12 protein-coding genes are annotated in these 14764 nt (G+C 73.2%); all 12 read right to left on the reverse strand.

The window, feature by feature from the left end; translation table 11 throughout:
* Position 1 precedes the first annotated feature (1 nt).
* The 12 genes from ACTWP5_RS06695 to ACTWP5_RS06750 all read right to left on the reverse strand — a co-directional run bounded on the left by ACTWP5_RS06695 (position 2) and on the right by ACTWP5_RS06750 (position 14757).
* Positions 2–1534 carry a UbiD family decarboxylase gene (locus ACTWP5_RS06695; RefSeq protein ID WP_443219807.1) on the reverse strand — a complete coding sequence of 511 codons (1533 nt, stop codon included), beginning with the start codon at positions 1532–1534 and terminating at the stop codon, positions 2–4.
* Positions 1535–1565: 31 nt separating this feature from the next.
* Positions 1566–2627, reverse strand: a complete 1062-nt coding sequence (locus ACTWP5_RS06700) for an ABC transporter substrate-binding protein (protein WP_443219808.1) — start codon at positions 2625–2627, stop codon at positions 1566–1568.
* Between the two features lie 66 nt (positions 2628–2693).
* Positions 2694–5069, reverse strand: a complete 2376-nt coding sequence (locus ACTWP5_RS06705) for a xanthine dehydrogenase family protein molybdopterin-binding subunit (RefSeq protein ID WP_443219809.1) — start codon at positions 5067–5069, stop codon at positions 2694–2696.
* Between the two features lie 19 nt (positions 5070–5088).
* On the reverse strand, positions 5089–5856 hold the full coding sequence (locus ACTWP5_RS06710) for an SDR family NAD(P)-dependent oxidoreductase (protein ID WP_443219810.1): 768 nt from the start codon (positions 5854–5856) through the stop codon (positions 5089–5091).
* Complete coding sequence (locus ACTWP5_RS06715) at positions 5849–7336, reverse strand: aldehyde dehydrogenase family protein (protein ID WP_443219811.1); 1488 nt, start codon at positions 7334–7336, stop codon at positions 5849–5851. Before ACTWP5_RS06715 ends, ACTWP5_RS06710 begins: the two co-directional genes overlap by 8 nt.
* Positions 7333–8835 (reverse strand): 4-hydroxyphenylacetate 3-hydroxylase family protein, encoded by a 1503-nt coding sequence (locus tag ACTWP5_RS06720; RefSeq protein WP_443219812.1) that lies wholly within the window; start codon positions 8833–8835, stop codon positions 7333–7335. Before ACTWP5_RS06720 ends, ACTWP5_RS06715 begins: the two co-directional genes overlap by 4 nt.
* Positions 8836–9120: 285 nt before the next feature.
* Positions 9121–9669 (reverse strand): MarR family winged helix-turn-helix transcriptional regulator, encoded by a 549-nt coding sequence (locus ACTWP5_RS06725; RefSeq protein ID WP_443219813.1) that lies wholly within the window; start codon positions 9667–9669, stop codon positions 9121–9123.
* A gap of 47 nt (positions 9670–9716) precedes the next feature.
* Complete coding sequence (locus ACTWP5_RS06730) at positions 9717–10376, reverse strand: hypothetical protein (protein WP_443219814.1); 660 nt, start codon at positions 10374–10376, stop codon at positions 9717–9719.
* 74 nt (positions 10377–10450) lie between these two features.
* The gene (locus ACTWP5_RS06735) at positions 10451–12052 is read right to left on the reverse strand and encodes a UbiD family decarboxylase (RefSeq protein ID WP_443219815.1); all 1602 of its coding nucleotides are present in this window, start codon (positions 12050–12052) and stop codon (positions 10451–10453) included.
* A complete protein-coding gene (locus tag ACTWP5_RS06740; RefSeq protein WP_443219816.1) occupies positions 12049–12846 on the reverse strand; it encodes an isochorismatase family protein in 798 nt (265 codons plus the stop codon). The genes ACTWP5_RS06735 and ACTWP5_RS06740 overlap by 4 nt, the downstream gene beginning before the upstream one ends.
* A gap of 106 nt (positions 12847–12952) precedes the next feature.
* Entirely contained in the window at positions 12953–14215 is a 1263-nt protein-coding gene (locus ACTWP5_RS06745; RefSeq protein ID WP_443219817.1) for a TRAP transporter large permease, read from the reverse strand.
* Complete coding sequence (locus tag ACTWP5_RS06750; protein ID WP_443219818.1) at positions 14212–14757, reverse strand: TRAP transporter small permease; 546 nt, start codon at positions 14755–14757, stop codon at positions 14212–14214. The genes ACTWP5_RS06745 and ACTWP5_RS06750 overlap by 4 nt, the downstream gene beginning before the upstream one ends.
* Positions 14758–14764 lie beyond the last annotated feature (7 nt).

The raw sequence follows: 14764 nt of genomic DNA on the forward strand, positions 1-14764 counted from the left end.
CTCACCCGTCCGTCATGGCCGTCGCCGCACGGCCCCCGCCGGTCGAGGCCGAGGCCGCGCCCGTGAACGTCCCCGGGTCGAGCTCGGGGAAGAGATGTCCCCAGCGCTCCGCCGTGGCGGCCAACAGCCCGGGGGCGATCTGGGCCACCGGCGGGAAGTCGTCGCGGCGCTCGAACGGCACGCAGGCGTCGATCACCGCGCGACTGTTGTAGGGGACGGAGTGGTCGACCAGCAGCGGGTCGGCCTTGCTTCCCCACGTCCTGCGGATCACGTCGATGTCCGCCGACGGGTCGCTGCGGCTGCACATCGCCCAGATCACGTCGTCCAGCCGGCGTGGGTCGACGTCCTCGTCGACCACCACCACGTAGCGGTTCATGTAGGCCGCGGCCGGGGACTGGGCGGTCAGGTGACCGACCTGCCGGGAGTGGCCGAAGTACCGCTGCTCGACGGAGACGGCGATGAACATCCGCCCGCCGCCGGCCTCGTGGGCCCAGACGCCCCTGACGCCGGGGACGCCGGTCTTGACCAGGGCGTCCTGGATCATGGCCGACTTCAGCACGGTCCGCATGTAGGAGTAGTCGTGCGGCGGCTTGCCGGGGGGAGCGCCGAGCAGGATCGGGTCGTCGCGGTGCAGGACCCGCTCGACGTCGAGGGCGAGCACCGGCCGCTGCGAGCCCGAGTAGTACCCGGTCCACTCGCCGAACGGCCCCTCGGGGCGCCGCTTGTCCGGCCGCAGCCACCCCTCGACGACGATCTCGCTGGAGGCGGGGATCGGCAGGCCGGTCACCTCGCTGCGCAGCACCGACAGCGGCTCCCCGAGGATCGCCCCCGCGTAGTTCAGCTCCGAGGTGCCGGTCGGCACCTCCGTGCCGGCCACCATCAGCAGCAGCGGGTCGTGCCCGAGGGAGACGGTGACCGGCGCCCGGCCCTCGCGGGCGAACCAGCGCTGGATGTGCTGGTCGCCGTGCTTGCCCGGGATGGCGTTGACGGTGACCGAGCGGCCCTCGTCCTGGATCTGCATCCGGTACGCGCCGCCGTTGACCACGCCGGTCTCCGGGTCGCGGGTGAGGACGATGCAGCCGGTGCCGAGGTAACGGCCGCCGTCCAGCTCGTTCCAGCGGGGCGCGGGGAACCGGGTGAGGTCCGCGTCCTTCCCGGCGACGACGTTCCGGAGGACGGGGGCGTCGTCGACCACCACCGGCTCGAACTCCGGCGCGTCCCGCTCCCAGGCGAGCGGGAGGCCCTGGAGGGCCTCCACCAGCCGGCGGTCGTCCATGTCGTCGCCGAGCCCGAGCGTGATGCCGAGCCGGCGGGCGTTGGAGAGGGTGCCGCTGACGACGCGGAAGCCGCCCGGGTATCCCGTGATGTCGTCGAACAGCAGCGCGCTGGGGCGCTCACGGCGGTAGTTGAGCTGGGAGATCGCGCCGATCTCGATGTCCCAGTCGGCGCCGCTGACCCGGGTCAGCTCTCCGATCTCGTCGATCTTCGCGAGCCACGTCCGCAGATCGCGGCCCTGGGAGCGATCGTTCCCCATCGCTGCCCTCCTTGTGTCGGACGTCGGGTGGCTATTCGTTCTCGGCGGAGGGGGAGGCGGAGGACGCCTGCTCCTCGACGAGGTCCAGCGCCTGCTCGCGGAAGGACTCGTCGACCATCGCGTCGATGTCGACGTCGTGGTCGAGCTCGCCCATGTCGCGCAGCAGGCCCTCCAGGAAGTTCATCTCGTCCACGGGGATCCGGACGTCGGGGGCGACGAGCTCCTCCTCGATGATCAGGTCGGTCATGTAGGTGATCATCGGGTCGTCAGCGGTGGTGCCCATGTACTCGGCGCTGATCTCGGCGGCCTCGTCCGGGTGGTCGATGGCGTACTGGATGCCCTCGGCCATGGCGGCCAGGAAACGGACCATGCCCTCGGGGCGGTCCTCCAGCGCCTCGCCGCGCGCCATCACCGTGTAGCGGGGGAAGTCGGGGACGACCTCGATGGACTCGGCGAGCACCCGCACGCCCTCGCTCTCCGACTGCGGCACGAAGTCCGAGGGGGAGGAGGCGGCGTCGGCGGCGCCGGAGACGACGGCGCGGTAACGGTCCGCGTTGCTGCCCGCGTTGACCCACTGGATGGAGTCGGTGTCGACGCCCCGGCTGCGGAGGATCGCCTGGGCCACCTGGGCGGGGAGCGCGTTGGGGGCGGAGATGGCGATGGAGGCGCCCTCCAGGTCCTCCACCGAGGCGATGTCGTCCTTCGCGTAGAGCGCGTACGCCAGTCCCGGCATGCTGGAGCCGACGACCCGGATGTCCTGTCCCTGGGCGGCGGCCGGGTAGAGCGCGCCCGGGCTGCCCTCCAGCGAGTCGATCTCGCCGGCGACCAGCGCGGGGAAGGTCTGGGTCCCGCTGGACATGTCGACGATCTCCAGGTCGAGGCCGTACTTCTCGAACAGCCCGAGGTGGTCGGCCATCATCAGGAAGCCCGCCTCGGCGCCCGGGTGGTGGATGCCGTGCTTCCACGGGATCAGCCCGTCCGCGGACTCCCCGCCGTCGTCGGACGAGCCGCATCCGGAGAGGGCCAGCGCTGTCAACAGGGCGACTCCCGCGACCAGTTGTCTTCCGGGGCGCCACCTGCTCTTCGTTCTCATGACCGTGTCCTCCCTAACTCCCCATGGCGTCCACGCGACACCGTGTTGGGAAAACTACTTTCATCATTAACTTTTATCAACTACTTGGGTATGAAGACTCTGTTTCGTCTGAGGGCGCGTCGGCCCCGCGGCTCCCGGGCCTCCCGCGGGCCGCTCACGCAGCAGCGCCCAGACCCGCTCCGGGGTCAGGGGCAGCGAGGTGAGCCCGTCGCCCGGCGGGCCGACGGCGTCGGCCACGGCGTTGGCGACGGCCGCCGCCACGCCCACCACCCCCGCCTCGCCGACGCCCCTGGCGCCCAGCGGATTGCCCGTGGCGGGTGCCAACTCCAGCACCAGGGCCTCGACGTCGGGCACGGCGTCGGCGACCGGCGGAAGGTAGCCGGCGGGGCCGGCGGGGGAGGTCAGCGCCGCGCCGTGCTCGTCGTAGGCCAACTCCTCCAGCAGCGCGCCGCCCAGGCCCTGCACGGCGCCCCCCACCAGCTGGGCGCGGACCGACTCCGGATCGACCGCGCGGCCGCAGTCGTATCCGACGACAAGCCGCTCGACCTCGACCTGCCCGGTGTCCGGATCGACGCGGACGACCGCGATGTGGGCGCCGACGCCGACGGCGGTCTCGGCCGCCGCGTGGCGGCCCACCACCGTGAGCGGGCCCAGCCGCGCCAGCTCCACGGCGTGGCCGTCGCGGCGGGCGAAGCCCTCGGCGGTGCGCAGGAGTTCCTCCGGGGGCGCCCCGAGGAGCCCGGCCGCCCTCCGCCGCAGGGCGGCCAGCATCCGCTCGGCGGCGTCGGCCGCGGCGCTGCCGACGAAGATCGTGGTGCGGCTGCCGAAGGTGCCGTTGCCACCGCCGTGGGCGCGGCTGTCCCCGCTCCACACCGCGACGGCCTCCTCGGGCACCCCGAGCCGGGGGGCGAGGACCCGGGCGGCCATCGTCGCGAGCCCCTGGCCGATCTCGGCCGCCGAGGTGCCGAGGACGAAGCGGCCGGCGGCGTCCAGCCGCAGCTCGACCGTCTCCTCGCCGCCGGCGCCGCTGGCCTCGGCGAAGACCGCGACGCCGAGGCCGGCGAGCTCGCCGGCCCGCCGCCGCTCGCGGACCCGGGAGCGGAGGGCGGGCCAGCCGGCGTGGTCGAGCACCGCCCGCAGCACCGCCCCCGGGTCGCCAGAGTCGGGCCGCAGCTCCGAGACCCCGGACGCCTCCGTCGGCGGCGGCGCGAGGTTGCGCAGGCGCAGCTCGACGGGGTCCACGCCGAGGGCGCGCGCCGCGACGTCGACCGCCCGTTCCCGGGCGAAGGTGGTCTCGGTGGCCAGCGGCGCGCGCATGGTGCCCACCGGCGTCCGGTTCGAGGCCAGGCCGACGGTCTCGACGTCCACCGCGCGCCACCGGTAGGGGCCGGGCAGACACTCCTGGACGAGCCGGGCGTACCGGCCGCCGATGGGGCGCGGATAGGCCCCGAGGTCCACGACGACGCGGTCCCGCAGGGTCAGCAGCCGCCCGTCGGCGGCCACCGCGAGGCGCAGACGGTGCCGCTGCTCGCGCGAGTGGTTGGTCGCCGTCAGGTGTTCGCGCCGGTCCTCCACCCAGCCGACGGGGCGGCGCAGCAGCCGCGCCGCCCAGGGGAGCAGGACGTCCTCGGGGTACAGCTCGCCCCGCACCCCGAACATGCCGCCCACGTCGACCCGGTGCACCACCACGGCGTCCTCGGCGACGCCGAGCGCGGCGGCCACCGAACGGCGCGTGAAGTGCACGTACTTGGTCACGCCCCACAGGTGCAGCCGCCCGTCGTCCCGCCACCACGCCACGAGGCCCCGGGTCTCCGTCGGCAGCCCGGTCTGCCGCCCGACGGCCAGGTCGAGCTCGACGACCCTGGCCGCGTCGGCGTCCGGCACGGCCAGGGCCCGCGCGGCGCCGTGCCGGGCGGTGAAGCGCACCAGTTCGTTGTCGGCGCCGTCGTCCCAGAGCGGGGGCTCGCGCCCACCCAGCGCGGGTGGCCGCCCGGCGAGCCGCAGCGTGACCCGCTCGGCCGCGTCCTCCGCGCGGTAGGGGTCCTCGGCCACGACGAGCGCGACCGGCTCGCCCACGTACCGCACCCGCCCGCTCGCCAGCACGGGCTGGCGGCGGGCCCTCATCCGGTCCGTCTCCATCAGGCGCACCGGCAGCACCGGCACGCGGCCGAGGTCGGCCCGCAGGTCCTCGGCGGCGAGCGCCGCCCGCACGCCGGGCGCGGCGCGCGCCCGCGTCAGGTCCACGCCGAGCAGCTCGGCGTGGGCGACGGGCGAGCGCACCACCCGCGCCCACAGCTGGCCCGGGTGGCGCACGTCGCCCACGAAGCGCCCGTCGCCGGTGAGGAACGGGAGGTCCTCACGCCGCGGCGCGGCCTCCCGCGCCCGCGTGTTCTCCCGTTCCCGCGTCGAGTGGCGTTCCCGCCTCGCGTCCGGCGGCGTCATGACGGACCCCCGGCCGGCCTCAGTGGAGTGCCGCCCCGGCGTTGACGAGCACCGTCTGTCCCGTGACGGCGTCGCTCTCGCGCGAGGCGAGGAAGAGCACGGCGCCGGTGATGTCCTGGACGGACAGCACACCGGGCAGCGCCTGGCCGAGGGCGCGCTGCCGCTTGGCGGCCAGTAGCTCCTCGTCAGGCTCGTCCTCGCTCAGGGTGCTCCCGGGGGCCACGCAGTTGACGCGGACGCCGTCGGGCCCGAGCTCGTGGGCGAGCACGCGGGTCAGGCCGACGACGCCCGCCTTGCTCGCGACGTAGTGCGCCATCCCGCGCACCGGCTTGAAGGCGGTGTCCGAGGAGACGTTGACGATCTTCCCGTAGCCCCGGCGGCGCATCAGGGGGGCGACGGCCCGGCAGGCGAGCCACGTGCCGGCGAGGTTGACCCGCATCACGGCGTCCCACTCGGCGGGGTCGATCTCGTCGAAGGCGGAACGGGAGACGGGGACGCTGGCGAAGACCGCGGCGTTGTTCACGAGCACGTCGACGCCGCCGAAGGTGGCCTCGGCACGCTCGACCATCCGCGCCAGGCTCGCCGCGTCGGCCACGTCGGTCGGCACCGCCAGGGCGCGGGCCCCGGCGGCCCGCAGCGCCGCGCGGGTCTCCTCGCCGGCGCGTTCGTCGAGTTCGGCGACGACGACGGCGGCGCCCTCGGCGGCGAAGCGTTCGCAGTAGGCGCGTCCCAGGCCGTGTCCGCCGCCGGTCACCACGGCCACCCGGCCGGCCAGCCGGTCACCCATGGCCGCGCCGCCTGGCGGAGGGCCGGGTGGGGAACGGACTGAGGGTGACGTTCTTCGGTTGGGTGTAGCTCATGATCTCCTCCAGGGAGTTCTCCTGGCCCAGGCCGCTCAGCTTGTGGCCGCCGAACGGGGCGCCGAAGGGCCGCTGACCGCGGCCGTTGACCCAGACGTAGCCGGCCTGGAGCCGGTGGGAGAGGGCGAGGGCGGCGCTCAGGTCGCCGGTGACGACGTTCGCCGTCAGGCCGAGGGGCAGCCGGTTGGCGCGGGCCACGGCGTCGTCGAGGTCGTCGTAGGAGAGCACGGCGACGACCGGCCCGAACACCTCCTCGGCGGCGATCTCCATGTCCTCGGTGACGCGGTCCAGGACGGCCGGCGCGACGTAGAAGCCGCCTCCCGCCTCCGGCACCGCGTGGCCGCCGGTCAGCAGCCGCGCCCCCTCGGCGACGGCGGTGGCGACGGCGGCGAGCACCCGCCGCTGGTGCGCGGCGTAGGCCAGCGGGCCGACCTCGGTGTCCTCCCGCGACGGGTCACCCACCCGCAGCGCGGCGACGGCCGTGGCCAGCCGGGCGGCGAAGTCCTCCGCGCGGTCGGCCGGCACGTAGACGCGGCTGGTGGAGCCGCAGGACTGGCCCGCCGTGCGCTGGAGGTTCATGCCGTCGAGCGCGAGGTCGACCGAGACGTCGAGGTCCGCGTCGGGGAGGACGAGCATCGGGTTCTTGCCGCCGAGTTCCAGCGTGACGGCCTTGATGTGCTCGGCCGCGCCGCGCAGCACCGCCCGGCCCGTGGCGACGCTGCCGGTGAAGCCGATCCGCGGCACCCCGGGATGGCCGACGAGGGCGGCGCCCGCCGCCGCGCCGCCCGGCAGGACGTTCACCGTGCCGGGGGGCACCAGTTCGGCGAGGAGTTCGGCCAGGTGCAGGGCGCTGAGCGGGGTCTGCTCGGCCGGCTTGAGGATGACGGCGTTGCCGGCCGCCAGCGGCGCGGCGATGGCCTGCGCGGCGAACTGCAACGGGTGGTTGAACGGCACGATCCGCCCCACGACGCCGTAGGGCTCGCGCAGCAGCACGCTGAGGCCGTCGGTGCCGACGTCGGTCGACCCGCCGGGCAGGCCGCCCGCCAGGCCGGCGAAGTACCGCAGGTACGCCAGCGCGTTGGCGACGTCACGCCGCATGCCACGGATCGGGATGCCCGCGTCGCGGACGTCGAGCAGCGCCCAGGACTCCGCCTCGGCCTCGATGCGGTCGGCGACGGCCGTCAGCACCGCCGCCCGCCGCTGCCAGGAGGTCTCCCGCCACGCGGGGGCGGCCCTCGCCGCCGCCGCCACCGCGCGGGCGACGTCGGCGGGGCCCGCGACCGCGACGGTGGCCAGGGGCTCGCCGCTGGCCGGGTCGATCGTCGGCTGGCTGCCCAGCTCGCCCGGGTGGGACTCCTCGCCTCCCAGGTGGAGCCCGTAGGAGGCGCGGAGGGTCGCCGCGCTCACGCGCCGGCCGCCGGCGCGGCCGGGCCCGCCGCGTCGTCGGCGACCCCGTCGAGGCCGTAGCCCGCCAGCGCGGCGTCGACCAGCGCGGAGCCGCGGGAGAAGTCGAAGCTGCGGTACATCCGGCCCTTCACCACGAACGGCGCGCCCGCGTAGAACATCTCGTACTGCTGGTGCCGCCCGGCGAACTCGGAGCCGATCATGTCCCAGGTGAGCTTCAGCAGCTTGACGCGCTCCTTCGCGGGGAAGCCGGGGGACTGGACGAAGCGGGCGATGTCGGCGGCGATCTCGGGGTTGCGGAAGTCCCGGGCGGAGGAGGGCAGCTGGATGAGGCCGCCGCCGCACAGGTCGCGGACCATCGTGATCATCGTGGGGTAGACCTGGCTCTGGAGGGTGACCGAGGCGTAGGTCTCGGCCTGGCCCGGCCAGGCCACGCCGTGCTCGTCGATCACGCAGTTGTGCTCCGCGCCGAGGATCAGGCCGGTCACCATCGAGGCGTAGGCGGCCAGTTCGCCGAGCGTGCCCTGCACGGGGGGCAGTGAGCCGACGCCGTTCATCTCGGCGACGCGGTGGGCGAGGCCGACGAGCAGGTCGAGCTTGGTGGAGAAACGGATCTGCGCCTGGGTGTTGCCCCACAGGTGACCGGGCGTCTCCCACCACTGCTTGGCCGTGACGTCGAGGTTCCGGTAGGCGAAGACGTGCTCCCAGGGGACGAACACGTCCTCGAAGACCACCAGCGAGTCGGTCTCGTCGAAGCGGCTGGAGAGCGGGTAGTCGAAGGTGCTGCTCGCGCCGGCCGCGTAGGAGCGGCGGGAGTAGACCTTCACGCCGGGCGCGGAGACCGGGATCATCACGGAGATCGCGTACGCCTCGTCGCCCGGGCGCAGCGGCTGGATGCAGGAGAGCTGGACCCAGTCGGCGATGGCCATGCCGGTGCCGAGCATCTGCGCGCCGCGGATGACGATGCCGTCGTCGCGCTCCTTCGTGACGCCCGCGTACAGGTGGGGGTCCGCCTGCTGGTGGGCCGGCTTGGAGCGGTCGATCTGCGGCGGCAGGATCGTGTAGGCGGCGTAGACGTCGTTCTCGCGGGCGAAGCGGTGGAAGGCGACCACGTTGTCGGCGAACTCCTCGCCGCCGCGGGCGAAGACGTCCCTGCGGGCGGCGAAGCCGGAGAGGAAGCCCGCGACGTGCTCGGGGCTGCGGCCCATCAGGCCGAAGGTCTGCTCGGACAGCAGCCGCAGGCCCTTCCTGCGGTGGGCCAGGTCCTTGGCGGAGCGGGGGATCATGTACGAGACGTTGACCTGTTCGCCCGTGTCGGGAGAGGTGAACGTCGTGACGCCCCGGTTGGCCGGGTCGTTCGCGACGTCGTACACCCGGGCGACGGAGCGGACGGCGCCGCTGAAGGCGGGGTGCGTCGTCACGTCCTTCACCCGCTCGCCGTCGATGAAGACCGCCCGGCCGTCGCGCAGGCCCTCGATGTAGTCGCTGCCAGTCCGTGTCATGAAGCTTCAGCACTCCCTCGTCGTGGACCCGGAGAAGAAGGGAAAGGGGGGACCTGGACGCGCCGGAGAACGTCGTGGGGACGTTGGCGGCGGCTCTCGCGAAGGGTGAGCGGCGCCCAGCGATAAGTAATTGCTATGAACCTATCGTAGGTTAAGTATTAGGGTCAAGTGTTTCGAGGGGGGCTGGTGGTGAGGAGGGCTGGGTGGCGCGGTGGTTCGGTCCGGGCGGGACAACGCGAAACGGGCCGCCCCGACGGCCGGGGCGGCCCGCGCGTCACCGTGCGGTCAGGCCGATCTGCGCTCCAGCGCCGACCTGACGAGCTTCTCCATCGCCGTGATCTCCTCCGCCTCGAAGGGCACCCCGACGTAGAAGGCGCAGATGCTGAGCGCCGCCATGCGCTCCTCGTCCGCGAGCTGGGACTGGAAGTACGCCACGTGCGCGTGCACGTCGCGGTCGATCCTGGACAGCAGCTCCCGTCCGGCGTCCGTGATGCGGACGAGGGTGATGCGCCGGTCCTCCGTGGACGCCTCGCGCGTCACCAGCTGCTTGCTCTCCAGGTCGCGCACGAGCCGGGAGGCGAAGGCGGGCGCGATGTCGAGCCGCTCCGACACGTCGTTCACGCGCAGCGGCGCGCCGCCCGCGCCGAACACCTGGATCAACGCCTGGTGCTGGAGCGGCTCCAGTCCCACGCGCCGGGCCTGGTCGTCGACGATGCGGAAGACCCGTCGCACCGCGTATCTCGCTGAGGCGATGCCGCGGAAGTAGAGTTCGAGGTCCTCCTGTCGCGTCGCCCCGATGGGGGTGCCCCATCGGCGCTCTTCGTTGGGTTCCACCGCGCGCGTGCCGCCCCTCGGTCCTGGTCACGGAGAGTCATCAAATGTTATTGATCAAGGTAGCATACTTGACGTACATGGTGGCGGTAGAGCCAGCGGCCTGAGTCGCCGAACCACTCCTTTTCGGCCAGCGGCGCGCGCTTCGGTCCCCGGCGTGCCGCGGCGCGCTCCGGCGAGTCCATGACCTCGGCCGACGCCAGTTCGTGGACGGCGAAGTGCGTCCACGGTCCGCCGTCGCCGTCCACGACCCGGTAGCGGCGCACTCGCAGCCAGTCCGCCGCCCGCAGCAGCAGCGGCGAGTGCTCCGTCTCGTACCAGTCGTCGAACCGCTCCTCGTCCTCCTCGGGGACGGCGAAGGCGACCACGGCCAGGTGGGTGTGGTCCCCGGCCGGCCCGGAGTCGGAGACGAGCGTGCACGTGAAGCGCGTGAAGCCCGTCACGGAGGAGAGCATGTCGCGGGTGCGGTCGGAGGGGTCGGTCTTCAGCGTCCGGTACTCGGGGGTGGCGAGCGCCGCCATGTCGGAGAGCTCGTAGACCGCGAGCCAGCGCGGGCTGCCGTCGACCACCTCGTAGCGGGAGGCCGCGGCGAATCCGCTGATGGCCAGCCGGGCGGGAATGTGCTCCTCGTCGTACCAGGCGTGGAACTCCTCCTCCCGTCCCGGCGGGGGCTCCATCTGCGAGAACAGCATGCCCTGCATCCCTGTCACGTTCCTTTCGTTCATGGGCGTTCCGCGTCGTCGGTGGGGCGTCCGCCGCCCCGCTCCCCGCTTCGGGCGCGTGCTCACGCGCCCGCGCCGGCCTGACCGGGCTCGTCCTCCCGCGGCACGAGGCGTGCCCCGGTCTCCAGGTACCGGCCCTCGACCGCCAGCGTCGCCTCCTGCCGGTTCTCCCGCGACCACTGCCCGAGTTCGTAGCCGAACCAGGGCTCCCGCAGGTCGAGCCGCGGCAGTCCGAGGTGCTCCCAGCGGCGTGCCGCCTCGCGCATGTACGGCTCGGTCGGCAGCGAGGTCGGGGGGTAGGGCCCGCCGCGGGTGGCGTCGATGAGGATCGCCGAGCCCTCGGCCCGCACCTCGACGCCGGGCTGGGCCGGCAGCGAGGGGTCCAGGCGCGGCAGCCGGTGGTCGATGATCCGCATGTCCCGCGCGGGCTGGGTCCTGAAGCTCAACGCCCAGACCAGGGCGCCCAGGTCCTCGGGGTCGACGTCGTCGTCGACCGCGACGATGATCTTCCCCATCGACGGCTCGTAGCCGGCCGCCGCGTACAGCGCCTGCCACGCCTGGCCGGGGGAGGGGTCGCGCAGCCGGATGGCGAACATCATGTTGCAGGTCGCCATCTCGTAGAAGCACACGTCCCGCACCGAGCCGATGTTGCACGCCTGCCGCAGGAAGCGGCGGTAGACGTTCTCGAAGCCGATCTTGCGCATCAGCGTCGACTCGCTCGGCGGGAACTCGCTGATGAACGCCTGCACGACGGGCCGGCGCCGGTGGGTGATCGCCGTGACCCTGAGCTCGGGGGAGTGGGTGCGGGGGCCGAGGTAGCCGCTGGCCTCGCCGAACGGGCCCTCGGGCGCCAGCGCCCGCGGGTCGATCGTGCCCTCGATCACCAGCTCCGCGGTGGCGGGCACCGTGAGGTCCACGGTCTCGCAGCGCACCACCTCCAGCGGCCGGCCCATGAGCCCGCCCGCCACCTCGTACTCGCTGGTGCCGTACGGCAGCTTCTGCACACTGGCCAGGCCGACGGCCGGCACGGCGCCGATCACGATCGCGGCCTGGAGGGGCTGGCCGAGGCGCAACGCCTTCCGCAGGTGGACGGCGATGTGCTGGCTCGGGGTGTCCATCTGGAGGCCGACCCGGTCGGGTCCCTTGACCATGCCCCGGTAGGTGCCGACGTTGTAGGTGCCGTCCTCGGGGTCGCGGGTGACCCAGTAGGGCGAGGTGAGGTAGGGCGCGTTGTCGAAGCCCGGCGTTGACACCGGGTGCGGGAAGGCGTCGACCCCACCCGCCTCGACGACCTCCCCTCCCCGCAGCACCACGTCCCTGCACGGGCCGTTCGCCACCAGGCGCGGCGCGAGGGGCGAGGCCAGGGCGCGCTGCCACACCTCGCCGACCTGGTCGAGTTCGGCGCCCAGCGCCCGGGAGTACACCTGGCGGGAGGGGGCGAAGGTGCCCATGGCGACGGAGGCGTCGAAGGCGCGGCCCCGGCTGTCGGTGACGTTCTCGAAGAGGAACGCGCGGCGCTGTTCCTCGGGCAGGCCGCGGAACTGGAGGCGCACCAGCGGCACGAGTTCGGTGTCCTTGTTCACCGGCTCCCTGACCGTGACCAGCAGCCCGTCGTCGTCGAGCGTCGCGAGGTACTGGCGGAGGTCGTCGTAGGGGTACGTCATCGGGGCTCCCCCGTGCCGCCGCCGTCGCCTCCGCTGTCCCCGCCGTCCGGCGCCGGGGACGAGGCGAGCGAGGGCATCCGCGCGGTGAACAGGTCGTCCGGCAGGCTCTCCAGGTGGGCCACGGTCTCCTCGGTGCCGACGACGTCGGCGTACTTCTGGTCTAGGTCGAACAGGCTCATCCAGTGCGAGGCCTGACCCCGGTCGAAGGTGGCCTCCTCCACGACCGCCACCCGGTAGTTGTGGGAGAACGCGTCGACGACGGTGGCGCGGACGCAGCCGCTGGTGGTGGTGCCGGTGACGATCAGCGAGTCGGCGCCGAGGTCCGTCAGGTAGGAGGCGAGCAGCGTGCCGTGGAAGACGCTCGGCTTGGCCTTGGCGATGACGATGTCCGTGTCCACCGGGGCGACCTCGGCCACGATGGCGTCGCCGTCCTCCCGGTGGACGGTGTGGTCCTCCCGGCCACGCCGGTTCTTGTCGGGCCAGCGGCCCCTGTCCCAGCCGTCGGGCCGCGCCGTCGCCATGGTCGAGTAGACGGCGGGGATCCGTCGGGCGCGGGCGGCCCGCAGCAGCCGTTGGATGTGGGGGATGGCCTCCCACGCCTCCTCGCCGCAGGTGTTGCGCCAGGTGTCGAGCGACTCCAGGATCGGCAGCGGCCGGTCGCCACAGAAGTTCCTGTTGACGTCGATGACCATCAGCACGGGTCGTCGGCCGAAGCCCGCCCGCGCGCCGTATCCGGCCTTCGCGAAGACCTTCTGGTCCCGTTCGGTCAGGAACCTGTCCCAGCCGCGTGTCATCTGGTGTCCGCCTTTCTGGCTCGTGCGGTGTGTCGTGGAACGTTCGGTGTGGCGCGGTGACGTGGCGTCGTCGTCCGGCGCCCGTCGGCCGGTGGGCCCTGGCGCGTCACAGTCGGTCGGGGAGCCACAGCGACAGGTCGGGCACGTACGCCACCAGCACCAGCACCAGGACGTTGAGCGCCACGAACGGCATCACGGCGCGGGCCAACAGCCCCGAGGAGACCTTGAACATGCTCTGGCTGACGAAGAGGTTGAGCCCGAAGGGCGGGGTGAACATCCCGATCGCGACCGCGACGGTCATCACCAGACCGAAGTGGACCGGGTCGATCTCCTGGGCCCGCGCCGCCGGCAGCAGCAGCGGCGTGAAGATCACCATCGCCGAGGTGGGCTCGATGAACATGCCGGCGACCAGCAGCACCAGCAGGACCAGCAGCATCGTCACCCAGGCGGGCTTGTCGCCGCCGACGAGCGAGGCGAGGTCCTGCGGCACGCCGCTGATCGTCAGGACGAACGAGAGCATCGCGGCCGAGGCGACGATCACGAAGATCTTCGCCGTGAGCACCGCGGCCTCCCTGGCGCAGGCGAACAGCCCCGAAAGGCCGATGGACCGCTCCCCGAGCGCGACCACCGCCACGTAGAGGGCCGAGACGCCCGCCGCCTCCGTCGGCGTCACGAAGCCGCCGTAGATGCCGACGAAGATGACCAGCGGCGCGCCCAGCGCGAGGACCGCCCGCCGCGCCGTGGAGACGACCTTCCGCCACTCGAACGGGACGCGGGTGTCCCTGGCATGGCGCAGGCTGTACCAGACGCCGTAGGCCGTCAGCGCGACGCCGACGAGGACGCCGGGGATGACGCCGGCCAGGAAGAGGTCGGCGACGGAGGTGTTGGAGCTGACGCCGTAGACCAGCATCGCGATGCTCGGCGGGATGATGATGGCGATCGCGCCGCTGGAGGTGATCAGGCCGAGGCTGAACCGCTCACCGTAGCCGCGCTCCATGAGCGCGGGCTGGAGCGTGCGGCCGATCGTCGCGACCGTGGCCGGGCTCGATCCGGATATGGCGCCGAAGAGTTCGCTGGTGGTGACGGTGGTGATCGGCAGGCTGCCGGGGATCCAGCCGGTCAGGGAGGTGATCCAGTCCACCAGCCGCTGGGCCATCCCGCTGCGGACGAACAGCTCCCCGACGAAGACGAAGCCGGGGACGGCCAGCAGCACGGAGTTGTCCAGGCTGTTGGATATCACGCGGGGGGCGACCTCCATCGGCAGGTCGCTGAGGACCAGGCCCGCGAAGGAGCTCGTGAACAGGACGGCCCACAGCGGCACGCCCGCCAGCATGAGGAGAACGGCGATGACGAGGACGGCGAAGATCACTGCGGGGTCTCCTCGTGCGGCTGGCCGGCGGCCGGGCCCGCCTCGGGCTCCGGCTCGTCGGCGCCGTGACGCATCAGGCGCCCGGCGTGGTGCGTCAGGGTCAGGGCCATCAGCAGGCACCCCACGGGAACGGCCGCCTGGCCGATCCAGCTGGGGAAGGTGCCGCTGACGGAGCGCTGGTCGTAGCTCGCGGCGATGTCGAGCGACACCCAGCCGAGCCAGCACAGCAGCAGGGCGCAGGCCAGGCAGACGAGCGTGCCGAGGAGGTCGAGCACCCGGCGTGCCCGGGGCGGCAGGCTGCCGGAGAGCGCGTCCATGGCGATGTGGTCGTTGCGCAGGCCGAGGGCCGCGGCGCCGAGGAACGTCGTCCAGGCGAGCGTCCAGTGCTGGAGGTCGTCCAGCCACGGCCAGGAGCCGCCGAAGACGTACCGCAGCGCGGCCGTGGCGACGAGCCCGAGCATCGCGAGGGTCAGGCACGCACCGGCGAGCACGGAGGAGACGGAGGCCACGCCGGGCAGCAGCCGTCGGGTCAGGGTTCTCACGGGGGTG

Origin of the sequence: Streptomyces sp. 4N509B (assembly GCF_052245655.1) — a bacterium.
Classification (GTDB): Bacteria; Actinomycetota; Actinomycetes; order Streptomycetales; family Streptomycetaceae; genus Streptomyces.